This is a genomic window from Streptomyces sp. Q2 (genome assembly GCF_056820935.1).
The window spans coordinates 47,932-72,885 of sequence record NZ_JBXEJE010000038.1; the positions used below are offsets into that span (position 1 = coordinate 47,932).

Genomic DNA, 24,954 nt, shown 5'->3' on the forward strand with positions numbered 1-24,954 from the left:
TCCACGGTCACGGACGGAAACTGGACGTACCGACGTGGAGCCGATGGCAGGCCCGCTCCGCGCCCCCTGGGAGCACGAGCGAAGGGGCTGAACCGGTGGGCGACCAATTGATGATCCTCCTCTCCGAGGAGGGAGCGGAAGCCGAACGCGTGGCGGAGCTGACCGGCTACCTGCGCGAAGAACTGCTTCAGCTCGACGTGGACGACGTGACGGCCGTTCCCGGGGAGGCGATTCCGCCCGGAGCACGTGCCGTGGACGTCTCCCAGATCGGCTCCCTGCTGGTCGCCCTGGGCGGCTCGGCCACCGCCCTGAGCCAGGTGGTGACCGTGGTCCGGGGCTGGCTTGGCCGGTGCCACGACGCGCGCCCGTCGCTGCGCCTGCAGTTGGACGACGACGTCCTGGAGGTCTCCAAGGCGACCGACGAGCAGGTCGCCGAGGCCTTCGAGGTCTTCGTGCGGCGCCACGCGACGGCAGGAGCCCCGCCATGACGGAAGCCCGGCACGCGCTGATCATCGCCAACGATCGTTACGACGACCAAGGACTCAAGAGTCTCCGGGCGCCCGCACAGGACGCCACGGCCCTCGCCGAGGTCCTGCACGATCCCGAGGTCGGCGACTTCGAGGTCGAGGTCATCCGCAACGAACCCGCCCACGTCACCAACCGGCACATCCAGGCCTTCTTCAACGACCGCCGGCGCGACGACACGCTGCTCCTGCACTTCTCCTGCCACGGCCTCAAGAGCGAGTCCGGCGAACTCTACTTCGCCGCCAAGGACACCGACCCCCGGCTGCTGGACGCCACGGCCGTCCCCGCGCTTTTCGTGCGCCGGTGCATGTCCCGCACCCGGGCGGGCAGCACCGTCCTCTTCCTCGACTGCTGCTACGGCGGCGCCTTCTCCCGCGGGTCGGGCTCCGTACGCGCCACCGGCGACGTGAACGTCCTCGAATCCTTCCGGGGCGAGAAGCCCCCCGGCGGGCGGGGCAGGGCCGTCATCACGGCGTCCAACTCCATGGAGTACGCCTTCGAGGGCCCGGACCTGGCCGAGAACTCCGCGCCGCGGCCGTCGGTGTTCACCCACGCGGTGGTGCAGGGACTGGAGAGCGGCGAGGCGGATCGCGACGGGGACGGCGACGTCACCCTCGACGAGCTGTACGACTACGTCTACGACCGCGTCCGCGAGGTCAACCCGCACCAGACGCCGAGCAAGGACGTGGAGATGGAGGGGGAACTGACCCTGGCCCACAGCCGGCGCGGGCGCATCAAGATCGTCAAGGTCTCCTCACCGCCGTCCCTGATGGCCGCCATCCACAGCGACAACGCCTTCACCCGGCAGGGCGCCGTCCTGGAACTGAGGTCCCGGCTGCAGAACGAGTCCCTCCCCATCGCCGAAGGGGCACGTCAGGACCTGGAGGAGATCGCCCGCGACGACATCCAGCAGATCGCCGACCTGGCGCGCGGCGCTCTGCGCGAGGTCCGCCTGACGCCCTCCCCGGACCATCTGGACTTCGGCCGGGTACTGCAGGGCTCGGCCCCTCGGCAGCAGTCGCTGACCCTGGGCGGCCCGCCCCTCGCCCGGCACTGCGTGGCCCAGTCCACCCAGTCGTGGCTGAGGGTCGAGCCGGTGGTGAACGGCCTGACCGTCCGGCTGGACACCTCCGCGGAGGGCCAACTGTCCGGTGACATCGTGCTCAAGGGAGTTGCCGACGACGCGGTCGTCCACGTGGAGGCGGTGGTGGCCCCCGCACCCGGACCCGGGCAGGGCGTCCCCAAACCTCCGGACGATCCACCGCGAGCCGACCGGGACACGGTGATCATCGACACCGGGCAGGCAGGCCGCCCTCCCGGGCAGCCGCGCGAGATTCCCCGGGAACCCGTCGGAAGCCGGACCTCCCCCGGGTCCCCCAAGTCCCACTGGGCCCCCGCCCTCGCCGGCGCCGCCCTCGCCCTTGCCGTCACCGCGGTGATCACGGTCGTTCTCGCCGCCGTGGGAGCGGCGCAAGCCGTGACCAAGAGGATCGACGAGGGACCCCCCGTCAAGGACCACGTCCGCGAGTTCGGTGTGGACACGTCGCTCACCATCTGCCTGATCACCGCCGCAGCCGCGCTCGTCCTGGGTGCGTTCGCCCGGCACGACCTTCGTGCGCGGCACGACCGCTACACGACCTCGGCGTCGAGCTGGGCAAGTACCCTCACCTCCCTGGCGAAGGGTCTGGCCATTCCGGCCCTGATCCTGGCCGCGCTCGCCCTGATCACCTACCAAGTGGGCAGCAAGCACTGGTGACTCACTTCAGCAGCCTCGACAACCTCCGGTCCGCCAGCGGCTTCCCGCCCGTCTGGCAGGTCGGGCAGTACTGGAGCGAGCGGTCGCTGAAGGAGACCTCGCGGACGGTGTCGCCGCACACCGGGCAGGGCTCGCCGGTGCGGCCGTGGACGCGCAGACCGCTCTTCTTCTCGGCCTTGAGCCGACCGGCCGCCACCCCTCGGGAACGCTCGACCGCCTCCGTGAGGGTGGTGCGCAGGGCCTCGTACAGACGTCCGGTCTCCTCGGGCGTGAGGGACGACGTGGGCTTGAACGGGGACATCTTCGCCGCGTGCAGGATCTCGTCGCTGTAGGCGTTGCCCACGCCCGCGATGAGGCTCTGGTCGCGCAGGGCGCCCTTGATCTGCCGGCGTTCGCCCTTGAGCAGGGCGGCGAGGCGTGCCTCGTCGAAGTCGTCGGCGAGCGGGTCCGGGCCCAGCCGGGCCACGCCCGGTACCTGCTGCGGGTCCTGGACGACGTACACCGCGAGGCGTTTTTGCGTTCCCGCCTCCGTCAGGTCGAAGCCAGCCCCGGTCTCCAGGGCCACCCGCAGCGCGAGGGGGCCCTTGCCGGGCCGGGGCGGGCCGTCGGGGAGCCTGTCCTTCCAGTGGAGCCAGCCGGCGCGGGCCAGGTGGGTCACCAAGTGCGGGCCGCCGTCCGTCTCCAGGTCGAGGAACTTGCCGTGCCGGTGCACGGCGGTGACCTCGCGTCCCTCGAGGGCGGTGAGCGGAGGGTCGTACGTCTTCAGGACGCTGATCGCGACGGGCAGCACCCGGACGATCTCGTGGCCGACGAGGTTGTCGGTCAGGAAGTCCTTGAGCGCTTCGACCTCGGGCAGTTCCGGCATACGTCCAGAGTGCCACCGCCGGCCGTCGCGCTCAGGTCAGCCGCGGTCGGGCACCACGAACTCGCACCACACGCACTTGCCGCTGCCCCGCGCCTCCACGCCCCACGCGTCGGTGAGCAGGTCTACGAGGAGAAGGCCCCGGCCCGACACGCCCGACTCCCCGGCCTCACGGCGGCGTGGGAGGGCGCTGGAGGAGTCCTCGACCTCGACGCGCAGCCGGCGGTCGCGGCCGCCGGTGAGGACCCGCAGGGTCACGATGGCGGAGCCCTCGGTGTGCATCAGGGCGTTGGTGATCAGTTCGTCGGCGGCCAGTTCGATCTCGTCGGAGAGGTCACGGGCCTCCCAGGCGCCGACCGCGACACGGATCATGTGCCGGGCCTCCGTGAGGGCCTCGGGGTCGCCCGGCGCCACGTGTTGCTGGAGACGGCCCTGGGACCGCGGGGTGTCCAGGCCGCGGCGGCGCAGCAGGAGCAGGGCGACGTCGTCGTCGCCGCCGCGCTCCTCGGCCACGTCGATGAGGCGGTCGGCGAGGTCGCGGACGTCGTCCGGGCCGGTGGCGATGAGGGCCGTCAGGGTCCGCATGCCGTCGTCGAGGTCGGCGCCGGGCTGTTCGACCAGGCCGTCGGTGCACAGCAGCAGGGTGTCGCCGGGGTCCAGTTCGAGGGTGGCGACGGGGTATTCGAGGCTGCCGAACTCGGCGGACAGACCAAGCGGCAGGCCGCCCTCCACGAAGACGCGCCGGCAGCTGCCGTCGGGCCGGCGGACGAGGGGGTCGATGTGGCCGGCCCGGACCACCTGGACCACGCCGGTGGTCAGGTCGGCCTCCGCGTACAGACAGGTCGCGAAGCGGTCGGTGTCGAGTTCGTGGAGGAAGACGGAGGCGCGGGCCATCACCGTGGCCGGAGGGTGGCCCTCGGCGGCGTACGCCCGCAGGACGATGCGCAACTGGCCCATGACGGCGGCGGCGTGCGTGTCGTGGCCCTGGACGTCACCGATGACGGCGCCGACCCGTCCGCCCGGCAGCGAAATCACGTCGTACCAGTCACCGCCGATGTCCCGGCCGAGGGAACCCGCGGCGCTGCCGGCGCGGTAGCGGACGGCGATGTCGGCGCCGGGGACGCTGGGGATGGTGCGCGGCAGCATGGCCTGCTGAAGACCGGTGGCCAGGTCCTTGTCCTGCTCGTAGAGCATGGCCCGCATGAGGCTCTGGGCGATGCTGCTGCCGAGCGCGACCAGGACGTTGCGGTCCTCCGGCGAGAAGCCGCGCCGGTCGCTGTAGAGCAGGCCCATGGCGCCGATCGGGCGGGCCTCGGCGATGAGCGGGAGATAGGCGGCCGAGGTGATGTTCAGGTCGGTGATGTGCGGCCACAGCACCGGGTACCGGTCCGCGAACTCCTCGGGCGACTCGATGAAGCGGGGGCTGAGGGTCCGCACGGCCTCGCTCATCGGGTAGGGCTCGTCGATCCGGGTGACGTCGGTGCCGGGGACGAAGCTGCCCTCCGGGCCCTCGGCGACCAGCCGGATGCGGCCGGCCTCGACCAGGCCGAAGACCAGACTGGTGGCGCCGAGGTGGGTGATGCCCTGGGTGTCCTTGAGGACATCGATGACGTCCTGGACGGTGCGGGCATGGGCGAGGGCGGCCGTGGTGAGCTGAACGACGTTGGTCTGCCGACGCCTCGCCTCGTCCTGGGCTGCCTGCTCCCGCCGGGACGCGAGGTCGTCGAGTTCCTGGGTGGCGTCGCGGACGATGCCGATGATCCGGCGTGGCCGGCCCGTCTCGTCGCGCCGGATGTAGCCCTGGGTGTGGGCCCAGCGCAGGCTGCCGTCGCGGCACCGGAGGCGGAAGTAGGTGCCGTAGTTCTCGCTGCCGTCCTTCATGGCCCGGGCGACCAGCGCGTCCAGGCGGTGGGCCTCGGCCTGCAGGAACCGGACGGCGAGGGTCGCCGGGTTCCCGTCGAACTCGTCCGGGCGCACGTCGAAGACCTCGTGGGCCTGGGCGTCCATGTGGAACAGACCGGTGTCCAGGTCCCAGTCGAAACTGCCCATGCGGTTGAGCGCCAGGATCGGATCCGGGTGGGCGGGCCAGTCGTCCGGGAGTGACAGGGCGCTCGCTCCCCGATCAACCATGTGGCCACCTTGCCAGGGTTTGTCCGATTCTTCGACCGGGGAGACGGGCCGGTCAGCGCGCTCGGTCAACTGTCGAAGACGTCGGTGGGACTGCCGAAGACGCTGTCCGTGCCGGCCGGGTCGTCGGGGATCAGTCCGCCTCCGTCGGGCGGGTCGGGGGTGTCCGGCACGCTCTGGGGGCCGGTCTCCTCCGCGGAGTCGAGGGAGTCGAGGGAGTCGGGGGCGTCGAGGGGTGGGCCCTCGACGGTCGGCTCCTGCGGGATCGTCGCCCCGGAGCCGGGCACGCTCGCGCCGTCCGACGGGACCAGCGGGCTCGCCGGCTCGCTCGTGCGGGGCACGGCCGGGGCGGTGGCCGTGGGGCAGTTCGTAGTCGTGCGCGCGGGCGCTTCCGTGGGTTGCCCCACCGGCACGTCCGCGGGCGCGCCCGTGGGGGTGCCCACGGGCAGGTCCGTGGGCGTGTCCACGGGCAGGTCCGCGGGGGTGCCCACGGGCAGGTCCGTGGGCGTGTCCACGGGCAGGTCCGTGGGCGTGCCGGTGGGCAGGCCCGTGGGCGTGCCGGTGGGCAGGCCCGTGGGCGTGCCGGTGGGCAGGCCCGTGCGCGGGTCCGTGGGTTCGTCGACCGGTACGCCGTCGGAGGTGCCCGGGGTCGCGGTCACGGTGGGGGTCGCGCAGTCGGTCGTCTCCGGGGAGGAGCCCTCCGCGCTCGAGGACGCGCTCCCGTCCGGCAAGGCGCTGGGCGCGCTCTCGCCCGGGGAGGGGAGCGGGGACGGCGGCACCGGGTCCGGCGCGGGCACGACACGGTCGTGGCGGACGTCGTGGCCGATACGCCGCTCGATCCAGGTGTTGTCGACGACGTCGATGATCGTGACGTTGCTGATGACCCGAGTGGTCGGGGCCACCACGATCACCTGGGCGGGCCGGTATCCGGCCCAGGGGCGGCCGCTGGCGCCGGGACCGCCCGGCATCGCCACGGGCGGCCCGAGGGGGTTGCCGCAGGCGCAGCGCACGCGGGGCACGCCCCGGTTGTCGACGAGGACGGCGGTGCCGGCCTGCAGGACGGACTGGTAGCTCGTCGCCCGCCCGTCGCGGTAGCCGTGGTTGGTGACCCCCGTGTCGGCGCGCAGGGCGACCGGCGCCAGTGCGCGCAGGTGCTCCGGGATCGAGGCCGGGGCGATGCCCTGGGCCCGGGCGAAGGCGCGGGCCCTGGGCAGGTCGCGGGCCAGGTGGTCGATCTGCCGTTCGACATCGCAGCTGCCGACCCGTGCGGTGCCGCTGTAGAGCCCGGGCGTCCCGCCGGACACGGACCGTGCCGCGGTCGAACCCGACCGGTCCGGTTGCGGCGTTCGGGTGACCGGGGACGGCGTGGCCGACGCGGTCGCCGTGGAGTCCGTGAAGGGGTCGGGTCCCTGGGCCGCGGCCGGCTGCAGGAAGAGCTCTCCGCCCGCCCTCGCGTCCTTGTCCGCACCGCCGCCGCACCCGGCGACGAGGAGCGCCGCCGAGAGCGCGCAGGCCGTGACGAGCGTTCCGGTGGGTATGCGCACCACACTCTCCCGTCCATCCCGGGCAGTTCGTCACTATTGTCTGCTTCACTCACTTGGGTTACGCAAGCGGAGCCGAGGTACACGGAGAGTCACCCGGGTTTGGTGAGAGCGCGGAGAGCGGGAGCATGGAGAGGAGGAGCACACGGCCGTGGAATGGTTCACCGCATCCGAGTACTGGATGAGCCGGCTGGTCTTCCAGCGGGCTCTGGCCGTCCTGTACCTCGTGGCGTTCCTGACGGCGGCCCTGCAGTTCCGGGCGCTGATGGGCGAGCGCGGCATGCTGCCGGTGCCCCGCTTCGTCGAGCGGATGCCCTTCAAGCGCGCCCCGAGCCTGTTCCAACTCCACTACTCGGACCGGTTCTTCGCGGGCTGCGCCTGGACGGGCTGCGCGGTGTCGGCGGCGCTCGTCGCGGGACTGGACTCGCTCCTGCCCCTGTGGGGCGGGATGGCGCTGTGGCTGGTGCCGTGGGTGCTGTACCTGTCGATCGTGAACGTCGGGCAGACCTGGTACGGCTTCGGCTGGGAGTCCCTGCTGCTGGAGGTCGGCTTCCTCGCCGTCTTCCTCGGCAACGACGAGGTGGCCCCGCCGGTCCTGGTGCTGTTCCTGCTGCGCTGGATCCTGTTCCGCGTCGAGTTCGGGGCGGGTCTGATCAAGATGCGCGGCGACGAGTGCTGGCGGAAGCTGACATGCCTGGACCACCATCACGAGACACAGCCCATGCCGGGCCCGCTGAGCTGGTACTTCCACCATCTGCCCAGGCCCCTGCACCGGGTGGAGGTGGCCGCCAACCACGTCACCCAACTCGTGGTGCCCTTCCTTCTGTTCACCCCGCAGCCGGTCGCCACGGCGGCGGCCTCGCTGATGATCCTCACCCAGTTGTGGCTGGTGCTCTCGGGCAACTTCTCCTGGCTGAACTGGATCACCATCGTGCTCGCCGTGCCGGCGGTGGAGCTCCCGGCCGATCCGCCGTCGGTGCCCGGCACCCCGCTCTGGTACGAGGTGCTGGTCCTCGCGGTCGCCGCGCTGCTGGTCGGACTCAGCTACCACCCGGTCCGCAACATGCTCTCCCGCCGCCAGGTCATGAACCGCTCCTTCGACCCGCTGCACCTGGTCAACACCTACGGCGCCTTCGGCAGCGTCAGCCGGGTCCGCTACGAGGTGGTCGTGGAGGGCACGGCCGACGACGTGCCGCGCGAGGACTCCGACTGGCGGGAGTACGAGTTCAAGGGCAAGCCCGGCGATCCCCGGCACTGGCCGCGCCAGTTCGCGCCCTACCATCTGCGCCTGGACTGGATGATGTGGTTCGCCGCCCTGTCGCCCGCGTACGCCGGATCCTGGTTCGGCGCCCTGGTGGAGCGGCTCCTGGAGAACGACCGGGCCACGCTGAAGCTGCTGCGCCGCTCCCCCTTCCCGCCCGACGCCCCGCCCCGCTACGTCCGCGCCCGCCTCTTCCGCTACCGGTACACGACATGGCGTGAGCTGCGGGAGACGGGCGCGTGCTGGGAGCGGACCTACGTGCGGGAGTACCTGCCGCCGACGCGGCTGGCGGAGGTGGCTCAGAGGTCGTAGACGCGGATGGCGGTGGTTTCGAAGACCCGCGTTCGCTCCTCGGCGCCGACCAACTGCCGTGCCAGATCGAGCACTTCGCCGTACGTCGCCTCAGTCGTGCACACCGGCCAGTCCGAGCCGAACATCAGCCGGTCCGGTCCGAAGGCGTCCCGAACCGTGTCGGCGTAAGGGCGCAGGTCGTCGACGGTCCAGGAGCCGGGGGCCGCCTCGGTGACCAGGCCGGACAGCTTGCAGACCGTGTTGGGCAGGGCGGCGAGGGCGCGGACGTCGGACGCCCAGGGTTCCAGGGCGCCGGAGGCGATGGGGGGCTTGCCCAAGTGGTCCAGGACGAAGGTGAGTTCGGGCAGGGATGCCGCCGCCTTGGCGCAGGCCGGCAGCTGATGGGGCAGAACGACCAGGTCGTAGACGAGTCCGGCGTCGGCGACGGCGGCGAGTGAGCGCCGGACGTCCGCACGCAGCAGCCACTGCGGGTCGGGCTCGCCCTGGACCTGGTGCCGAACACCCTTGAGGTACTGCCCGCCGGGGAGTTCCCGCAGCCGGGCCAGCTCGTCGGCGACGCCGGGGCGGGTGAGGTCGGTCCAGCCGACCACGCCCGCGATCAGCTCGTGACCGGCCGCGAGGGCGAGGAACTCCGGGGTCTCCTCGGCGACCGTGACCGTCTGGACGAGCACGGTGCGCTCGACACCGGCCGCGCGGGCTTCCGGTACGAGGTCCGCGAGTGTGAAGTCCCGTCTGAGCGGGCTGTGTTCGTCGATCCAGTCCTGGTCCCGGACGGACAGGTCCCACACGTGGTGGTGCGCGTCCACGGTCACGGCAGCTCCCACACGACGGGCAGGCCGGCGTCCGTGCCCTCCCCGGAGTAGTCGTGCACCACGTCCAGCAACTCGGCCATGCGGGCCTGCCAGGCGACGTTGACCGGCAGCTTCTCCAGTTCGGCGAGGAGGCGGGCGTAGTCCTCGCACTCCAGGACGTGGAAGAGGTCGGTGCCGCTGCGCCAGATCGTCCAGGAGGTGGCACCGGCGGCGTGGATGGCGTCGGTGAGCTCGGCCGGGACCTCACGGTGGGCGGCCTCGTACGCGTCGATCCGGTCGGCGCGGACCTTGGTGTGCAGGGCCACTCTCATGACGGCTCCTCGGTGGGGACGGGGGCGTCGACGGGCAGGAGGCCGGCGGCGCGCGCCTCCTGCCAGAAGGCGCCGGGAACGGATGCCGCGAACTGGTCGGCGCAGTCGTGCGCCTCGGCCGCGGAACGGACGCCGACGAGGACGCTCGCGACCGCCGGATGGGCCGCGCAGAACGCCAGCGCGGCGGCCCGCAGGGTGGTGCCGTGGCGGTCGGCGAGGGACTTCAGCCGCAGGGCACGGTCCAGCACGTCGGCCGGCGCCCGGGCGTAGTCGTACGTCGCCCCCGGCCGCGGGTCGGCCAGCAGGCCGGAGTTGAAGGCGCCGCCGATGACGACGGAGGTACCGCGTTCGACGGCCGCCGGGAGGAGTCCGGTGAGCGCGTCCTGGTCGAGCAGGGTGTAGCGGCCGGCGCACAGCACCACGTCGACGTCGGTGTCACGGACGAAGCGGGTGAGCATCGCGGACTGGTTCATGCCGGCGCCGATCGCGCCGACCAGGCCCTCCGAGCGGAGCTTCTCCAGGGCCGGGTAGCCCTCCCGGAAGGCCTGCTCGGCGTGGTCGTCGGGGTCGTGGAGGTAGACGACGTCGACGCGGTCGAGGCCGAGCCGCCGCAGGCTGGCCTCCAGGGTGCGTCGTACGCCGTCGGCACTGAAGTCCCACACGCGGCGGTGGGTGGCGGGGACCGCGAAGCCGTTCGCCAGATCGTCGCCGCCCGTCTCGGTGGGTTCCAGACGGCGGCCCACCTTCGTCGACACCGTGAACTGCGCGCGGGGGTGCTCGCGCAGGGCCGCGCCGAGGCGGCGTTCGGACAGGCCGATGCCGTAGTGCGGGGCGGTGTCGAAGTAGCGGACGCCCCGCTGCCAGGCGGCGGACACGGCCTCGTGGGCCTGCTCCTCGCCGACCTCGGTGAAGAGGTTGCCGATCGCGGCGGCACCGAAGGCGAACTCGCTGACCTGAACGCCGCTCCGGCCCAGCTGTCTCACCGGCCCGCCGGCCGCGGTCGCAGCCCCTGCATGCCGCCGTCGACGGCGAGTGAGGTGCCCGTGGTCGCTCCGGACAGGGGGCTCGCGAGGTAGGCGACGGCGCCCGCGACCTCGTCGGCCGTAACCAGGCGGCCGGTGGGCTGGCGGGCCTCCAGAGCGGCGCGTTCGGCGGCCGGGTCGGCGGCCTTGGACAGCAGGCGGCCGATCCACGGAGTGTCCGCGGTGCCGGGGTTGACGCAGTTCACACGGATGCCCTCGCGGACGTGGTCGGCGGCCATGGCGAGGGTGAGGGAGTGCACGGCGCCCTTGGTCGCGCTGTACAGCACCCGCTGCGGCAGGCCCGCGGTGGCAGCGATGGACGACGTGTTGACGATCGCCGCGTGCGCGGACTCCCGCAGGTGCGGCAGGGCGGCGCGGGCGACGCGGACCATGCCGACGACGTTGACGTCCAGGACGCGGTGCCACTCCTCGTCGTCGTTGTCCTCGACGGTGCCCTGCGCGCCGATGCCCGCGTTGTTGACCAGGACGTCGAGTCCGCCGAGGTCGGCCACCGCGGCCGCGACGGCCGTGCGTACGGAGGAGTCGTCGGCGACGTCGGCCCGGTAGGCGAGCAGCGGCTTCTCCACCGACGACGGGTCCAGGTCGAGTACGGCGACCCGGGCGCCGCGCGCCGCCAGGAGTTCCGCCGTCGCCCTGCCGATGCCGGAGGCGCCGCCGGTCACCAGGGCCTTGAGGCCCTCGAAGTCGCTCATACCGCCTGTCCCTTCTTGTTCTCGTCGTTGTGCGTCTTGAGGTCGGCGGCCCAGAAGGCGCCGTCGGGGAAGGTGTACCGCGCGATGGACTCCGGTCGCATGGCGGCCGAGAAACCCGGCGTGGTGGGTGCCGTGTAGTGCCCCTCGCGGATCACCACCGGGTCGAGGAAGTGGTCGTGCAGATGGTCGACGTACTCGATGACCCGGTCCTCCGTGGTGCCGGAGAGGGCCACGTAGTCGAACATCGACAGGTGCTGGACGAGTTCGCACAGGCCGACACCGCCCGCGTGGGGGCAGACCGGCACACCGAACTTGGCCGCGAGGAGCAGGACGGCCAGGTTCTCGTTGACGCCGGCGACCCGGGCCGCGTCGATCTGCACGACGTCGAGGGCGCCGGCCTGGAGGAGCTGCTTGAAGACGACCCGGTTCTGCACGTGCTCGCCGGTGGCGACCTTCACCGGGGCCACCGCCTTGCGGATCGCCGCGTGGCCGAGGATGTCGTCGGGGCTGGTGGGCTCCTCGATCCAGTACGGGTCGAACTCGGCGAGCGCCTTCGTCCAGCGGATCGCGTCGTCGACGTCCCAGCGCTGGTTGGCGTCGATGGCCACGCGGATGTCCGGGCCGACGACCCGGCGGGCGACCCGGCAGCGCCGTACGTCGTCGGCGAGGTCGGCGCCGACCTTCAGCTTGATCTGCCGGAAGCCGGCGGCGACGGCCTCGGCGGCGAGCCGGGTGAGCTTCTCGTCGTCGTAGCCGAGCCACCCCGGGGAGGTGGTGTAGGCGGGGAAGCCTCGGGCGAGCAGGTGGGTGGTGCGCTCGGCGGCGCCCTCCCGGCCCTTGCGCAGCAGCTTCAGCGCCTCCTCGGGGGTGAGCGCGTCGGTGAGGTAGCGGAAGTCGATCTGGCCGACCAGCCACTCGGGGTCGGCCTCGGCGAGCAGCCGCCACAGCGGCTTGCCGGCGCGCTTGGCCGCCAGGTCCCACACGGCGTTGGTGACCGCGCCGATCGCCATGTGCATCACCCCCTTCTCGGGCCCGAGCCAGCGCAGCTGGCTGTCGCCGATCAGGTCCCGGAACAGGGAACCGGGGTCCGCGCACACCTCGTCGACGGACCGCCCGACCACATGGTGGCGCAGCGCGTGGATCGCGGCGACCTGGACCTCGTTGCCCCGCCCGATGGTGAAGGTGAACCCGTGCCCCTCCGGCCCGTCCGTGTCGTCGCTGTCCGTGCGCAGCACGACGTACGCGGCCGAGTAGTCGGGGTCCGGGTTCATCGCGTCGGAGCCGTCGAGCTCACGCGAGGTGGGGAAACGGATGTCGTAGGTGTCGACCGCGGTGATGCGGACGGGCGTCGCGGACACTGAGGGCCTTTCGGTCGGTGACGGGGGCAGGGCGGACAGGTCCTAGTCCTGGGCGCGGCCCGTCGTCACGCGGGCGATCATGAGGGCGACCAGGATGATGCCGCCGTAGATGGCCTGGATCCAGAAGGACGGCACCTGGGCGAGGGTGAGCAGGTTCTGCACGACACCGAGCAGGAGTACGCCGGTCAGGGCGCCGAACATGGTGCCCTTGCCGCCGTCGAGGCTGATGCCGCCGATCACCGCGGCCGCGAACACCGTGAAGATCATGTTCTGGCCCTGGTTGGCGCTGATCGCGCCCACGTAGCCGGTCTGCATGATGCCGCCGACGGAGGCGAGGACGCCCGCGACGACGAACACGCCGAGCATGACGCGTTCGACGCGGATGCCGGCCGCGCGCGCCGCGTCGGCGTTGCCGCCGATGGCGTACAGGGCGCGCCCGATGCGGTGGTACTTGAGGATGAACCCGGCGAGGGCGAAGGCGATCGCGGCGACCCACACCGACAGGGGGACGGTCAGGAAGGTGGTGGTGGCGAGGGAGTAGAAGCTGTCGGGCATGCCGAACAGCGTCTTGCCCTTGGTGGCGCCGACGAGCAGACCGCGCAGGACGATCAGCATGGCGAGCGTCACGATGAACGCGTTCAGCTTGAACTTGACGACGAGGATGCCGTTGAAGGCTCCGATCGCCCCGCCGACCACCAGGACCGCCAGCATGGCGAGCACGGCCGGGAACTCCGTGCCCCAGCCGGACTGGGCGACCGGCAGGACGAGGAGCGCGCCCACGGCGGGCGCGATACCGACGACGGATTCCAGGGACAGGTCGAACTTGCCGGTGATCAGAACCAGCGACTCGGCCAGCACGACCATCGCGAGCGCGGCCGAGGCACCGAGGATCGAGATCAGGTTGCGTTCGGTGAGGAACGAGTCGTTGACCACCGCACCGAGCACCATGAGCAGCAACAGGGCGGGAACGAGGGCGAGTTCGCGGGCCCGGCGCAGCAGGACGGTCCTGGCCGACCGGGCGGCTGGGGTCTGGAGCGGCGCGAGCGGCGGGGCCGCCTTGGTGTCAGCCATGGTCCACTCCTTCGATGGAGGCGATCAGCTCGTGGTCGCGCCAGCCCGCCGGGTGCTCGGCGACCACGCGGCCGTGGAAGAGGACGAGGACGCGGTCACAGCGTCTGAGGTCGTCGAGTTCGTCGGAGACGACGAGGACGGCGGTGCCGTCGTCGCGGGCGCTGTCCACGCGGGCGAGCAGGGACTCCTTGGACTTCACGTCGACGCCCGCGGTGGGGTTGATGAGGACCAGCAGGCGCGGGTCGGAGGCGAGGGCGCGGGCCATGACGACCTTCTGTGCGTTGCCGCCGGACAGGTCGGAGACGGGCTGGTCGGGGCCCTCGGCGTGGATGTCGAGGCGGTCGATCAGCTCGGTGGCGAAGCCGCGCTTGCGGTCGGTGGCGACGAAGCCGAAGCGGCCGAGCCGGTCGAGGACGCTCATGGTGGCGTTGTCGCCGATGGTCATGCCGATGACGAGCCCCTGGGCGTGCCGGTCGCGGGGCACGCAGCCGACGCCGGCTTTCAGTGTGGCCTGCACATCGCCGAAGGGAAGCTGCCGGCCGTCCAGTCGAGCCGTGCCGCCGCTGGGTTTGTGCAGTCCCGTGAGCGACTCGGCGAGTTCGATCTTGCCGCTGGCGCTGGATCCGGCGAGTCCGACGACCTCGCCGCGGCGGACGGTCAGGTCGACGTTCTCGTACGCCGGTGAGGTGAGGCCGTGCACGTCGAGGAGGACGGGCGCGCTGTCGTCGACCTCCCTGACGTGCGCTCCCTGTTCGGCGATCGACTCCCCCGCCATGGCCTCGACCAGAGCCGCGCGCGGGAGGTCGGCGACCGGTGCCGTGGTGATCCAGCGGGCGTCGCGGAGCACGGTCACGGTCTGGCACACCTCGTACACCTCCTGGAGGTGGTGCGAGATGAACAGGAAGGTGACCCCGGACTTCTGCAGGGCGCGCATGCGGCTGAAGAGCCGCTCGATCTCCCGGTTGTCGAGCTGGGCGGTCGGCTCGTCCAGGACGATGAAACGGGCGCCGAAGCTCAACGCGCGGGCGATCTCCACCATTTGCCGGTCCTCGACCTTGAGGTCCGCGGTGCGGGCCTCCGGGTCGACGTGGACGTCCCAGGCGGCGAGGAGCTCGGCCGCCTCGGCCTTGAGCCTGCGCCAGCTGATGAATCGCCGTGTGAGCGGCTGCCGGTTGATGAACAGGTTCTCGGCGACCGTCAACTCGGGTACCACAGTGGGCCGTTGGTAGACACAGGCGACCTTGCGGCGCCAGGCGTCCCGGTCCGTGAGCGGGGGCGCGGGTTCGCCGTCGAAGCGGACCGCGCCCTCGTCGGGGGCCTGGAGGCCGGTGAGGAGGGTGACGAGGGTGGACTTGCCCGCGCCGTTGCGGCCGACCAGGGCGTGCGACTCGCCGGGCAGGACGGTGAGCCTGCCGTCGGCGAGGGCGGTGGTGGGGCCGTAGCGCTTGACCACTCCCCGCGCTTCCACAAGTGGTGTACTCATCCGACCGTGTTGCCCCACAGCTTGGGGTCGTCGACGTTCTCCTTGGTGACCAGCGGCGCGGGCAGCTGGTCCTCGAGGATGCCGCTGGGCAGCTTGACGATCGTCGAGTCGTGGTCGGTTGGCCCCGGCTCGAACGTCTTCCCCTGCATCGCCGCCTTGATGTAGTACATGCCGTACTTGGCGTACAGGTCGGCGGGCTGGGAGACGGTGGCGTCGATCTCTCCCTTGCGGATGGCGTCGAACTCCTGCGGGATGCCGTCGTTGGAGACGATGGCGATGTGGCCCGCCTGACCGACCTTCTTCAGCATGCCCTTCGACTTGAGGGTCTGCAGGGTCGGGGCGAGGTAGACGCCGCCGGCCTGCATGTAGATGCCCTTGATGTCGGGGTTGGCGTTCAGGAGGGTGTCCAGCTTCGAGGCTGCCGTGTCGGACTCCCACTTGGCGGGGATCTCCAGCACCTTCAGCTTCGGGAAGTCCTTCTTCACACAGGCACGGAACGCCTCCGAGCGCTCGCGGCCGTTGACCGAGGCGAGGTCGCCCATGATCTGCACGACCTTGCCCGAGGAGATCTCCTTGCCCAGGTACTGGCATGCCTTCTCGCCGTACGCCACGTTGTTGGCGCGTACGACCATGGCGACCTTGCCCTTGTCCGGTGCCACGTCGACCGCGACGACCGGCACGCCCTTGCGCTCGGCCTGGTCGAGGCCGGCCTCGATGGCGGCACTGTCGAGGGGCGCGACGACCAGACCCTTCACGCCCTGGTTGAGCACGTTGTTGATGTCGGTGATCTGCTGCGAGGGATCGCTGTTGGAGTTGACCGTCTTCATCGCGTCCACCCCCTCGGACTTCGCCGTCTTCGGCACGTAGTCGTTGTACGACTGCCAGAAGGGCGAGGTCAGCAGGGGCAGGATCACGCCGACCTTGCCGGTCCCGTCCCCTCCCGCGTCGCCGGCCGTGCCCGCGGTGTCCTTGGTGCTGCCGCACGCGGCGAGCACGACCGAGGCGCCGGTGACCGCGGCCACCGCACCGAACGTCCGAAACCTGTTCCGCTTCCCCACTGTTCTGCCGGGCATCTGGTGGCTCCTCGTTGAGCGTGTTCGAGCAGATGACCGCATACTTATCAGACCACTCTGCCGGAGGAACAGTCTTCGACGGCACATTTCCCGGAGTTTTGGCCGTAGTGGTCTGACCACTCTGATGGTTAGACTGCGCCACACCCGGTGAGTGGAGGAACGGCGTGGACGAGACGGCCCCGCAGAAGGGCACCGTGACGCAGCGCGCCATCGAGCGGATCAAGGCGATGATCGGCGAAGGGCGGCTGGAGCCGGGCCAGCGGCTGCCCACCGAGCGCGACCTGGCGGTCCAGCTCGGCATCTCCCGCAGTTCGATGCGCGAGGCGATCCGGGCGCTCACGGTGCTGGGCGTGCTGGAGGCCCGGCACGGTTCGGGCATCTACGTGACGCAGTTGGAGGCCGGCGACCTCCTGGAGACCTTCGGTGTGGTCGCCGACCTCTCGCGCGGCCCGCGCCTGGTGGAGCTGCTCGAGGTGCGCCGCATCCTGGAGTCGACGGCGACCGCGCTGGCCGCGGCCCGGATCACCCCGGACCAGCTCGCCGAGGTCGAGAAACACCTCACGGCCATGAACGCCACCGATGATCCCGAGGAGATCCTCGCCCACGACCTGGCCTTCCACCGTGAGATCGCCATGGCCGCGGGCAACGAGACCATGGCCGCCATCCTGGACGGCCTGTCCTCCCGCACCTTCCGTGCCCGTGTCTGGCGCGGCTACCAGGAAGAGGGCGCCTTCGCCCGCACCCGCCGCGAACACGCCGCGATCCACCGCGCGCTGGTCGCCCGCGACCCGGAGGCGGCGCGGGCGGCCGCCGCCGCGCACGTGGGGGAGGTGGAGCAGTGGCTGCGCTCCCAGGTGGTCGACGGCATCCGCTGACCAAGGGCCGAGCATCCGCAGGTCAGAGGCCGGACGCCCGTCGGTCAGAGGCCGGACGTCCGTCGATCGCGGGCTGTGGGACGCTGCGGTATGCAGACCGAGCCCGTCACCCTGTCCACGCCACGGCCCGTGCGGCGGCCCACGCTGGTGCAGGGCTGGCATGACCTGACCTTCCTGCACTGGCCGGTGGAGCCGGACCGGGTGGCGGGGCTGTTGCCGGCCGGCACCCGCCCGGACACCCTGGACGGGGTCACCTACGTCGGGCTGGTCCCGTTCCTGATGCGCGGGGTGGGCCTGGGACCGGGGCCCGGGCTGCCGTATCTCGGCACGTTCTGCGAGACGAACGTGCGCCTGTACTCGGTCGACGGCCAGGGCCGGCGCGGAGTCGTCTTCCGATCCCTGGACGCGGCCCGGCTGCTCCCCGTGCTGATCGGCCGGCTCGGGGTCCGGCTGCCGTACACGTGGTCGTCGATGCGTCTGCGCCGCGAGCACGATGTGATCACCTACAGCTGCCGGCGGGGACGCCCCGCGGACGGCGGGCCGGTGAGCCGTGCGACGGTGCGCACCGGCCGGCCGATCGCGGAACCCACCCCTCTGGAACGGTTCCTGACGGCACGGTGGGGTCTGCATGTCTCGTGGCACGGGCGCACCCTGCACCTGCCCAACGAGCACGCGCCGTGGCCGCTGTACCGGGCCGAGCTGCTCGACCTCGACGACGGCCTGGTGACGGCGGCGGGCCTGCCGCGCATGACGGGCCCGCCGGTCAGCGTGCTCTACTCGCCGGGAGTGAAGGTGCGCTTCGGTACCCCCTCGCCGATCGGGGAACACTAGCCGTATGCGGTCCTGGGGAACGCTCTGCGCAGCCGCCGCGACGGTGCTGGTGGCCGCGGTCGGCTGCACCGAAGGCGGCGGTGACGAGGACGGCGCCCGCAGCAGCCCGCCCGCGCCGACCACCATCGCGAGCCGGGCCCCCACCGTGACACCCTCCCCGGCCCGCACGCCCGTCGACCCGGTGTCGATCCCGGGCCTGATCCAGCGCAAGCACCAGGGCTCCGGACTGCGGCTCGGTACCGTCCTCGCCCGCACCGACGCCTACACCAGTTACCGGGTGACGTACGAGGCGAACGGACTGACGATCTCGGGCCTGATGAACATCCCGGCGGGCAAGGGACCCTTCCCGGCGCTGGTCCTGGCCCACGGCTACATCGACCCGGCTGTCTACACCACCGGCCGGGGCCTCGCCCGCGAACAGGACCTGCTGGCCCGCGAGGGCTATGTCGTCCTGCACACCGACTACCGCAACCACGCCGGGTCGGACGACGACCCGGACAACGACGTCAACCTGCGCCTCGGCTACACCGAGGACGTCATCGGCGCGGCGCTGGCCCTGCGCTCGTCCGGGCGTGCGGAGATCGACGGCGACCGCATCGGACTGCTGGGCCGGTCGATGGGCGGCGGTGTCGTCTACAACGCCCTGGTGGTGGCTCCAGGGCTGTTCGACGCCGCCGTCGCCTTCGCGCCGGTCAGCTCGCGCCCGGCCGAGAACATCGACCACTTCCAGCGGCCCGACGACGACCCCGTCGTCGCCGAGATCGAGGCCGAGCACGGCACCCCCGAGGAGAATCCGGCGTTCTGGCGCGCGGTCTCGCCGGTCACCTACGTCGACCGCGTGACCGAGCCGCTGCTCATCCACCACGGCACCGCCGACGACACGTGCCCCCTCGCCTGGACGAAGCGGACGGTCGCCGCGTTCGAGGCCGCGGGCAAGGACGTCGAGCTGCGCACGTACAGCGGCGAGGCCCACACGTTCGGACCGCAGTGGCCGCGCTCGATGGACGCCACCACGGCGTTCTTCGAGCGCCACCTGCGCTGAGGCTGCTCACACGCGCGAGCGGTACAGCCCGAACTCCGCGATCCGTACGGCCGCCCGCGCCCCCGTCACCCGCATCCGCCACCGCCGCGCCCGCACCGGGGCCGCCAGCAGCAGGATCCGGCTCGCGCCGACGGTGCCCGCCCGGGTCACCTCCGCCCAGGCGCCGTCGCGATACGCCTCGACCACGAAGCTCTCCACCTGCTGGCCGTGCCGCACGTCCTCCGCCAGCCGGATCCGGTCCACCTCGTGTTCCGTGCCGAGGTCGAGCGTGACCCGGCCTGACGACACGGTGGTCCGGGCTCCGCTCGCCAGGTCCTCGGGCAGCTCCCGGTCCACCCGCTCGCGGAACTCCCGCAGCCGGGCCACGTCCGCGGCGGGCAGCAACCCGTCGGTGTCCGGCGGGACGTTGAGCAGGAGCACCGCGTTGCGGCCCACGGACCGGAAGTAGATGTCCGTCAACTGCTCGACCGTCTTGGGCCGTTGGTCGGCGTGGTAGAACCAGCCGTCCCGGATGGACACGTCGCACTCGGCCGGCCACCACTGCAGGTAGTCGGCCACCGGCCGAGCCTGGACGAGCGCGTCGCGGCTGCCCATGTCGGGAGCGTCGTAGGAGAGCGCGTAGTCGGTGCGCCCGTAGTCCTTCTCCTGTACCGGTACGACGCTCCACTCGTCCTCGCGGGCCGGCCCGCCCTCGTTGCCGACCCAGCGCACGTCGGGTCCGGACACGGCGATCGCGGCTTCCGGGGCGAGCGTGCGCACGAGGGTGTACCAGCTGTCCCAGTCGTACTTCTCGACCTTGTCCGGCGGGATGTGGCCCTGGGCGCCGTCGAACCACACCTCGTCGACCGGGCCGTACTCGGTGAGGACCTCGTAGAGCTGGTTGAGCATGTGGGCGCCGTAGTCGGTGGCCTGGAGGGTGTACGTCCGTGACGGTGTGCGGTCGTCGCCGTCGACGAGGGTGGGGATGGTGTGCTCGGTGCGGGCGCTGCCGTTGGCGTAGACGCCGTGCAGGTACTGGTTCTCGTCGGCGGGCGAGATGTAGACGCCGACCTTGAGGCCGTGGCGGCGCATGGAGTCGGCGAACGAGCGCAGTACGTCGCCCTTCCCGCCCTGCCAACTGCTGGACGCCACGGTGTGGTCGGTGTAGCGGGAGGGGTGGAGGACGAAGCCGTCGTGGTGTTTGACGGTGAGGATGGCGAGCTTGAAGCCGCCGTCGCGCAGGGCTCTGGCCCACTGGTCCGTGTCGAGGCCGGCCGGCTGGAAGACGTCGGGGTCCTCGTCGCCGGTGCCCCATTCGAGGCCGGTGAAGGTGTTCACGCCGAAGTGCAGGAACGCGGTGCGCTCCAGGCGCTGCCAGGCGATCTGCCGTGCGGTGGGCCGGACCTGGGATGCCTTGCGGACCAGGTCGGCCTCGGTGTCGTCCGGGGAGACGGGAATGCGTTGGCGGGGGTCTTCCTCCGCGGCGGACGCCGGCAGGGCCGGGACCCCGGTCACGGCGAGTGCGGTGGCAGCGGTGACGAAGAGGCGTCGGGAGACGGTCATGGGGGGCTCCTCACGTCAGTGGGCGGTCAGGTGCCAGAGGGCGGGCGGCCGTTGGTCGGGCGGGTACTGCGCGAGCCGGCCGTCGCCGCTCACCGTGACGGCCATCCGTGTGATCGCGTTGGTCAGGAGGTAGCCGCCCGGGGCGGGCTCCAGTTCCCAGCGCTGCAGGGTGTTCGCGGCGTCGCAGGTCTGCGGGCCGGCCTCGATGCCCGGCTGCAGCGGCACGTTGAGGGTGAGCTTGCCGCCGCGTATCTCCAGGCAGCCCTCGGCGGTCCGCAGGGTCACGTAGCCGTCGGCCGTGCGCCGCACCTCGGCGTCGAAGGAGAGCCCGTCCGAGGCGAAGGTGTACGTCCCGTCCGGCACCGGCACCCGGGTCAGGTCCCGCCACCCCGGAGCGTGCCCGACGGCGGTGCCGCGCGCGGTGAACGCGGCGTAGTCGGGGTCGGGGTGCGGGTCGCCCCAGGTGGCCTGGGCGATGTGCCGCAGCGCGGGCCACAGGGCGACGGAGACCTCGTTCTCGGTCTCACCACGGCCGTTGTCGGGCCAGAGACTGATCTTCGCACCGGTGACGCCGTCGCCGGACGCCAGTTTCTCGCCCTCGAAGCTGCGCGGGTCCCAGCTCTGGTCGTACAGCCCCTTGGTGTCGCTGTGGAAGCCGCCGCGGACGAGGTACAGCGCGTAGGCCGCGTTCATCAACGGGTAGCCCTGCGCGAGGAGTCGGCTCGGTTTCGTCGCCACGTTCAGCCAGTGCTCGACGGTCGTGCCCGCGGCCACCGGCACGGTGTTGGCGCCGGTGAGGCCGTCGTTCCAGATGCGCAGTGTCCTGCCCTTGGCCGCCGCGTAGGCGTGGACGCGATTGACGAAGTCGATGAACGCGTCCTGGGGCGTGGCGCCCGGGCCGTACCTGTCCCGGGCGTATCGCAGGACCTGCGGGTACTTGGCGAAGTCGGAGCCGAGCATGTACTCGTCGGCCCCCATGTGCCAGGAACCGGCGGTGAAGACCTGGGCGTACTCGTCGATCAGGCTCGTGTAGTAGTCGAAGGCGGACTTCTGGGTGATGTCGAGGCGCGAGGGCTGCTTGGCGCCGTCGGAGTCGGTCAGTTGGAGATCCGGCCGGTTCTCGATCCACGGGTCCATGTGTCCCGGGGAGTTGATCTCGGGGATGATCTCGACGTGGTACCGGTCGCCGAGGGCGACGAGGCGGCGGATCTCGTCCTTGGTGTAGTAGCCCCAGGTGTTGGCCTCGGGGTGGGCGTCGCTCTTCACCTTGAGTTCGAGGAGCAGCTGGTTGAGTTTGTGGTACGCCATCTCACGGACGAGGTTCTCCAGCCAGGGCAGCGAGACGTGGATGTAGCAGGCGCAGACGCCGGCCCCTCGCTCCTTGTAGCGCGGCACGTCGACGGTGCGTCCGGCGGGGATCCGGTCACCCTGCGCGAGGAGCTGGAGGAGGGTCCGGGTGCCGTAGAAGGCGCCGGTCTCGGTGCCGCCGGTCACCGACAGCCGCTCCCCCGCACGCAGTTCGTAGCCCTCGTCGCCGAGCGCCGCCCGGGACTGCCGCACTCCGATGACGATGTCACCGGCGCGGGCGCCGCCCCGCACGACGGGGACCGTGCCGTGGCCCGCCGCCCGCAGATCGTCGGCCAGGGTGCCGGCGACCCGGCGTTCGGCGGGGCTGTCCGCCACCACACGTGTGCCGCGCCGGAAGACGTAGCTGCCGGGAGCGGGGGTCCAGTCGGTCAGGGCGGGGACGGTGACCGGCGGCCCCGGTTCCTGCCGCGCGAGGGCCGAAGCCGGCGCCAGGAGCACCATCAGCACCGCCATGACGCCGATCAGTCTCAGCCGTTTCCTCATGAGCGACTCCCATTCATCGGAGGCCTGATGATTGGCTCGGTCAATCCACCTGTCAACGGGGCACGATGGCACTGAAGTTGGGTCATTGATCGGATGACCTGCCGGGTCGGCCGACGAGGTCGACCGCCGGACCGCGAAAAGTCCAAGAGGACCGGTCGGAATGTCCAAGCGCGAGCGCTCTCGACGCGGCGCCCGCGCCCGGGCAGAGTTCTCCCTACGTACTCGCGAGTAGCCCTGAGGAGCCCCCGTGACCAGCTGGGTCGGCCGGACCGCCGCAGAGATCGCCGCCGCCGTCCGGGAGAAGCGGGCCACCCCCCGCGAGGTGGTGGCCGAGCACCTCGCCCGGATCGAGCGGCTCGACGCCCGCGTCGGCGCCTTCCGGGTGGTCCGGACGGAGGCCGCGCTCGCCGAGGCCGACGAGGTGGCCGCGCGGGGCGACCTGGGCGAACTGCCCCTGGCAGGCGTGCCGGTGGCCGTCAAGGACAACCTGGCGGTGCGCGGCGAGAGCATGCGCATCGGCTCCGCGGCGACGCCCGAGACGCCCGCCGGCGAGGACCATGTCACCGTGGCCCGGCTGCGGGCGGCCGGTGCGGTGGTCGTGGGGCTGACCAACGTGCCCGAACTGTGCGTCTTCGGCACCTCGGAGGGCGTCCACGGCACCGCCCGCAACCCGTGGGACACCTCGCGCACGGCCGGCGGCTCGTCCGGGGGCAGCGCGGCCGCGGTCGCCGCCGGCCTGGTGCCGATCGCACTGGGCAACGACGGCATGGGCTCCCTGCGCATCCCCGCGGCCAACTGCGGCCTGGTCACCATCAAGCCGGGGTCCGGAGTGGTCCCGGCCGGCATCAGCGAGGGTGACTGGTTCGGCATGTCCGAGAACGGGCCCCTGGCGACCACGGTCGAGGACGCCCGCCTGATGCTGTCGGTCCTCGCGGACGCCGGGTTCGTCCGAGGGGACGCGTCCGCCACGCACAGGGTGGCCGTCTCCCTGCGCAGCCCGATCGCCGGCACCCTCGTCACCGGGCCGTACACGACAGCGGTCCGGGAGGCGGCGGAGCTGCTCATGAAGGCGGGTCACCGGGTACGCCGGGCCGACCCGCCCTACCCGCTGTCGCTGAGCTTCACCTCGCTAGCCCACTGGACGGCCGGCACCGCGGTGGACGCGCAGGGTCTCGACCGGCGGCTGCTGACGCGGCGCACCCGGGTGCACGCGAGGGTGGGCCGCCGTTTCGTGAACACCGTGCGATCCGGGGAAGGACGTGAGGCGCTGCGCCGGCGGCTGGAGCCGTTCTTCGCCGAGCACGACGTGCTGCTCACCCCGGCGCTCGCCCGCCGCTCCCCCAAGGCCGCGGCCTGGCACGAGCGTGGCTGGCTGCGCAACGTCCTGGCCAACACCAACTACTCGCCTCTGACGCCGCCGTGGAACCTGACCGGCTGGCCGGCGATGTCGGTCCCGTTCGGCACCCTGCCCTCCGGCGCCCCGTGCGCCGTACAGCTGGTGGGGCGGCCGGGGTCGGAGGCGGATCTGCTCGCCGTGGCGGAGCAGTTGGAGGAGCGGCGTCCGTGGCAGCGGACCGCGCCTTTGCAGTAGAGGGGCCGCTGGAGCGCCTTGTACATGACTAGAGGGCCTTGTACATGACGTGCAGGCCCACCCGGCCGTGCCGGGGGTGTTCGTAGGCGTCCGGGACCGTGCCGACGATCGTGAAGCCGAAGGAGGTCCACAGCTTCACGGCCGGGTTGGTCTCGACGACGGCGTTGAACACCATGCCCCGGTAGCCCTCGGCCCGGGCCGCGTCCAGGACGTGCTCGGCGAGGGCCCGGCCGATGCCCCGGCCGCCCTGGTCGGGGTCGACCATGAAGCCCGCGTTGGCGATGCGGGCGGCCGGGCCGCCGTAGTTGGCGGTGAGGTAGGCGGAGGCGACGAGGGCACCGGTGTCGTCCTCGACGACGTAGACGCGTTTGGCCGGAGCCATCCACAGGGCGCGGGCCGCCTCTTCGGAGGTGTCCGGGTCCCAGGTGTAGGTGTCGGCGGCGGCGACGATCCGGTGCCAGAAAGGCCAGATCCGTGGCCAGTCCTGGGCCACGGCTTCTCTGATCAGCATGGGCGTGAGTCTCGCACGCCCATGCTTTCGGCGATCACGACGACGGGTTCTGCCCGGGCGTCAGTCCACGCTGGGCAGGATGTGGGGCTCGGCGAGGTCGTCCTCGTAGCCCGCCAGGCGGATGGGGGCGGACCGGGCCCACACGTCGAGGCTGCCGAGCTCTCCGGCTCGGCGGCCCGCACGCTCCGTGCGTTCCTTGGGGCGTTGCTCGCGATTCGATGTCTCCGGTGTCACCGCGCACTCCTTATGTGTCGGGTCACCCTCGGGGCGTACCTGCCAGTCTGCGGCCCGGTACCAGACGCCCGCTTGGGTGTGGCTACATGCAGTTGGACGCGGTGGCGTCGGTTGCTCGTACGAGAGCAGGCCGTGGTGAACGGGCGTGTCCCATGACGGACCTTGGGTGTGGGTAGAACCCGGTACTGCTGTCCGTCCGCTACAGACTAACCAAATGAGCGGCACGCCGCTCGATAGGGCTGAAAACAAA

Annotated in this window: 22 protein-coding genes; 7 read left to right on the forward strand and 15 right to left on the reverse strand. The window is 71.7% G+C overall.

What is annotated here, in order from left to right; all coding sequences use genetic code 11:
• Window positions 1-95 precede the first annotated feature (95 nt).
• Together ACWBNA_RS35225 and ACWBNA_RS35230 are read left to right on the forward strand one after the other, a co-directional pair.
• Window positions 96-488, forward strand: coding sequence for a hypothetical protein (locus tag ACWBNA_RS35225; RefSeq protein WP_482708576.1), 393 nt, complete (start codon window positions 96-98; stop codon window positions 486-488).
• On the forward strand, window positions 485-2,281 hold the full coding sequence (locus ACWBNA_RS35230; RefSeq protein WP_482708577.1) for a caspase family protein: 1,797 nt from the start codon (window positions 485-487) through the stop codon (window positions 2,279-2,281). The genes ACWBNA_RS35225 and ACWBNA_RS35230 overlap by 4 nt, the downstream gene beginning before the upstream one ends.
• Window position 2,282: 1 nt before the next feature.
• Here the strand turns inward: ACWBNA_RS35230 and ACWBNA_RS35235 are convergent, their stop codons facing one another.
• From ACWBNA_RS35235 to ACWBNA_RS35245, 3 genes are all read right to left on the reverse strand, one after another.
• Window positions 2,283-3,146, reverse strand: coding sequence for an Fpg/Nei family DNA glycosylase (locus ACWBNA_RS35235; protein WP_482708578.1), 864 nt, complete (start codon window positions 3,144-3,146; stop codon window positions 2,283-2,285).
• A gap of 36 nt (window positions 3,147-3,182) precedes the next feature.
• On the reverse strand, window positions 3,183-5,273 hold the full coding sequence (locus ACWBNA_RS35240) for a SpoIIE family protein phosphatase (RefSeq protein ID WP_482708579.1): 2,091 nt from the start codon (window positions 5,271-5,273) through the stop codon (window positions 3,183-3,185).
• Between the two features lie 65 nt (window positions 5,274-5,338).
• Complete coding sequence (locus ACWBNA_RS35245; protein ID WP_482708580.1) at window positions 5,339-6,814, reverse strand: DUF6777 domain-containing protein; 1,476 nt, start codon at window positions 6,812-6,814, stop codon at window positions 5,339-5,341.
• 148 nt (window positions 6,815-6,962) lie between these two features.
• Here ACWBNA_RS35245 and ACWBNA_RS35250 point away from each other — a divergent pair, with 148 nt between their 5' ends.
• Window positions 6,963-8,384: a lipase maturation factor family protein gene (locus ACWBNA_RS35250; RefSeq protein ID WP_482708581.1), complete on the forward strand. Its 1,422-nt coding sequence runs from the start codon at window positions 6,963-6,965 to the stop codon at window positions 8,382-8,384.
• Here ACWBNA_RS35250 and ACWBNA_RS35255 read toward each other — a convergent pair.
• The 8 genes from ACWBNA_RS35255 to ACWBNA_RS35290 are packed head-to-tail and all read right to left on the reverse strand — an operon-like array spanning window position 8,372 to window position 16,227.
• The gene (locus ACWBNA_RS35255; RefSeq protein WP_482708582.1) at window positions 8,372-9,196 is read right to left on the reverse strand and encodes an amidohydrolase family protein; all 825 of its coding nucleotides are present in this window, start codon (window positions 9,194-9,196) and stop codon (window positions 8,372-8,374) included. The genes ACWBNA_RS35250 and ACWBNA_RS35255 overlap by 13 nt on opposite strands.
• Window positions 9,193-9,507, reverse strand: a complete 315-nt coding sequence (locus ACWBNA_RS35260; RefSeq protein ID WP_482708583.1) for an L-rhamnose mutarotase — start codon at window positions 9,505-9,507, stop codon at window positions 9,193-9,195. The genes ACWBNA_RS35255 and ACWBNA_RS35260 overlap by 4 nt, the downstream gene beginning before the upstream one ends.
• Complete coding sequence (locus ACWBNA_RS35265; protein ID WP_482708584.1) at window positions 9,504-10,490, reverse strand: aldo/keto reductase; 987 nt, start codon at window positions 10,488-10,490, stop codon at window positions 9,504-9,506. Before ACWBNA_RS35265 ends, ACWBNA_RS35260 begins: the two co-directional genes overlap by 4 nt.
• Window positions 10,487-11,242: an SDR family NAD(P)-dependent oxidoreductase gene (locus ACWBNA_RS35270; RefSeq protein WP_482708585.1), complete on the reverse strand. Its 756-nt coding sequence runs from the start codon at window positions 11,240-11,242 to the stop codon at window positions 10,487-10,489. Before ACWBNA_RS35270 ends, ACWBNA_RS35265 begins: the two co-directional genes overlap by 4 nt.
• Complete coding sequence (locus ACWBNA_RS35275; protein ID WP_482708586.1) at window positions 11,239-12,600, reverse strand: L-fuconate dehydratase; 1,362 nt, start codon at window positions 12,598-12,600, stop codon at window positions 11,239-11,241. Before ACWBNA_RS35275 ends, ACWBNA_RS35270 begins: the two co-directional genes overlap by 4 nt.
• Before the next feature lie 42 nt (window positions 12,601-12,642).
• Window positions 12,643-13,671 carry an ABC transporter permease gene (locus tag ACWBNA_RS35280; RefSeq protein WP_482708587.1) on the reverse strand — a complete coding sequence of 343 codons (1,029 nt, stop codon included), beginning with the start codon at window positions 13,669-13,671 and terminating at the stop codon, window positions 12,643-12,645.
• Window positions 13,664-15,154: a sugar ABC transporter ATP-binding protein gene (locus ACWBNA_RS35285; RefSeq protein WP_482708588.1), complete on the reverse strand. Its 1,491-nt coding sequence runs from the start codon at window positions 15,152-15,154 to the stop codon at window positions 13,664-13,666. Before ACWBNA_RS35285 ends, ACWBNA_RS35280 begins: the two co-directional genes overlap by 8 nt.
• A complete protein-coding gene (locus tag ACWBNA_RS35290; RefSeq protein WP_482708589.1) occupies window positions 15,151-16,227 on the reverse strand; it encodes a sugar ABC transporter substrate-binding protein in 1,077 nt (358 codons plus the stop codon). Before ACWBNA_RS35290 ends, ACWBNA_RS35285 begins: the two co-directional genes overlap by 4 nt.
• A 164-nt stretch (window positions 16,228-16,391) precedes the next feature.
• Here ACWBNA_RS35290 and ACWBNA_RS35295 point away from each other — a divergent pair, with 164 nt between their 5' ends.
• The 3 genes from ACWBNA_RS35295 (at window position 16,392) to ACWBNA_RS35305 (ending at window position 18,975) form a co-directional block, all read left to right on the forward strand.
• A complete protein-coding gene (locus ACWBNA_RS35295) occupies window positions 16,392-17,102 on the forward strand; it encodes a FadR/GntR family transcriptional regulator (RefSeq protein WP_482708590.1) in 711 nt (236 codons plus the stop codon).
• Between the two features lie 90 nt (window positions 17,103-17,192).
• Window positions 17,193-17,933 (forward strand): YqjF family protein, encoded by a 741-nt coding sequence (locus ACWBNA_RS35300; RefSeq protein WP_482708591.1) that lies wholly within the window; start codon window positions 17,193-17,195, stop codon window positions 17,931-17,933.
• Window positions 17,934-17,937: 4 nt separating this feature from the next.
• Complete coding sequence (locus ACWBNA_RS35305; RefSeq protein WP_482708592.1) at window positions 17,938-18,975, forward strand: alpha/beta hydrolase family protein; 1,038 nt, start codon at window positions 17,938-17,940, stop codon at window positions 18,973-18,975.
• A gap of 6 nt (window positions 18,976-18,981) precedes the next feature.
• Here ACWBNA_RS35305 and ACWBNA_RS35310 read toward each other — a convergent pair whose 3' ends face one another.
• Window positions 18,982-20,517 carry an alpha-L-fucosidase gene (locus ACWBNA_RS35310; RefSeq protein WP_482708593.1) on the reverse strand — a complete coding sequence of 512 codons (1,536 nt, stop codon included), beginning with the start codon at window positions 20,515-20,517 and terminating at the stop codon, window positions 18,982-18,984.
• Window positions 20,518-20,532: 15 nt separating this feature from the next.
• Complete coding sequence (locus ACWBNA_RS35315) at window positions 20,533-22,368, reverse strand: family 20 glycosylhydrolase (RefSeq protein WP_482708594.1); 1,836 nt, start codon at window positions 22,366-22,368, stop codon at window positions 20,533-20,535.
• Between the two features lie 247 nt (window positions 22,369-22,615).
• Between ACWBNA_RS35315 and ACWBNA_RS35320 the strand changes: the two genes are divergently transcribed.
• Window positions 22,616-23,959: an amidase gene (locus tag ACWBNA_RS35320; protein WP_482708595.1), complete on the forward strand. Its 1,344-nt coding sequence runs from the start codon at window positions 22,616-22,618 to the stop codon at window positions 23,957-23,959.
• Window positions 23,960-23,987: 28 nt separating this feature from the next.
• On the opposite strand, the gene ACWBNA_RS35325 is transcribed toward ACWBNA_RS35320, so the two are convergent.
• Window positions 23,988-24,470 carry a GNAT family N-acetyltransferase gene (locus ACWBNA_RS35325; protein WP_482708596.1) on the reverse strand — a complete coding sequence of 161 codons (483 nt, stop codon included), beginning with the start codon at window positions 24,468-24,470 and terminating at the stop codon, window positions 23,988-23,990.
• 60 nt (window positions 24,471-24,530) lie between these two features.
• Window positions 24,531-24,704 (reverse strand): hypothetical protein, encoded by a 174-nt coding sequence (locus ACWBNA_RS35330; protein ID WP_217240078.1) that lies wholly within the window; start codon window positions 24,702-24,704, stop codon window positions 24,531-24,533.
• Window positions 24,705-24,954: the final 250 nt, after the last annotated feature.

Excerpts from the sequence above, each read along its gene's own strand:
- ACWBNA_RS35230 (WP_482708577.1), top strand. The coding sequence starts at position 485 with ATGACGGAAGCCCGGCACGCGCTGATCATCGCCAACGATCGTTACGAC.
- ACWBNA_RS35235 (WP_482708578.1), bottom strand. The coding sequence starts at position 3,146 with ATGCCGGAACTGCCCGAGGTCGAAGCGCTCAAGGACTTCCTGACCGAC.
- ACWBNA_RS35240 (WP_482708579.1), bottom strand. The coding sequence starts at position 5,273 with ATGGTTGATCGGGGAGCGAGCGCCCTGTCACTCCCGGACGACTGGCCC.
- ACWBNA_RS35260 (WP_482708583.1), bottom strand. The coding sequence starts at position 9,507 with ATGAGAGTGGCCCTGCACACCAAGGTCCGCGCCGACCGGATCGACGCG.
- ACWBNA_RS35270 (WP_482708585.1), bottom strand. The coding sequence starts at position 11,242 with ATGAGCGACTTCGAGGGCCTCAAGGCCCTGGTGACCGGCGGCGCCTCC.
- ACWBNA_RS35280 (WP_482708587.1), bottom strand. The coding sequence starts at position 13,671 with ATGGCTGACACCAAGGCGGCCCCGCCGCTCGCGCCGCTCCAGACCCCA.
- ACWBNA_RS35285 (WP_482708588.1), bottom strand. The coding sequence starts at position 15,154 with ATGAGTACACCACTTGTGGAAGCGCGGGGAGTGGTCAAGCGCTACGGC.
- ACWBNA_RS35290 (WP_482708589.1), bottom strand. The coding sequence starts at position 16,227 with ATGCCCGGCAGAACAGTGGGGAAGCGGAACAGGTTTCGGACGTTCGGT.
- ACWBNA_RS35300 (WP_482708591.1), top strand. The coding sequence starts at position 17,193 with ATGCAGACCGAGCCCGTCACCCTGTCCACGCCACGGCCCGTGCGGCGG.
- ACWBNA_RS35305 (WP_482708592.1), top strand. The coding sequence starts at position 17,938 with ATGCGGTCCTGGGGAACGCTCTGCGCAGCCGCCGCGACGGTGCTGGTG.
- ACWBNA_RS35310 (WP_482708593.1), bottom strand. The coding sequence starts at position 20,517 with ATGACCGTCTCCCGACGCCTCTTCGTCACCGCTGCCACCGCACTCGCC.
- ACWBNA_RS35315 (WP_482708594.1), bottom strand. The coding sequence starts at position 22,368 with ATGAGGAAACGGCTGAGACTGATCGGCGTCATGGCGGTGCTGATGGTG.
- ACWBNA_RS35325 (WP_482708596.1), bottom strand. The coding sequence starts at position 24,470 with ATGCTGATCAGAGAAGCCGTGGCCCAGGACTGGCCACGGATCTGGCCT.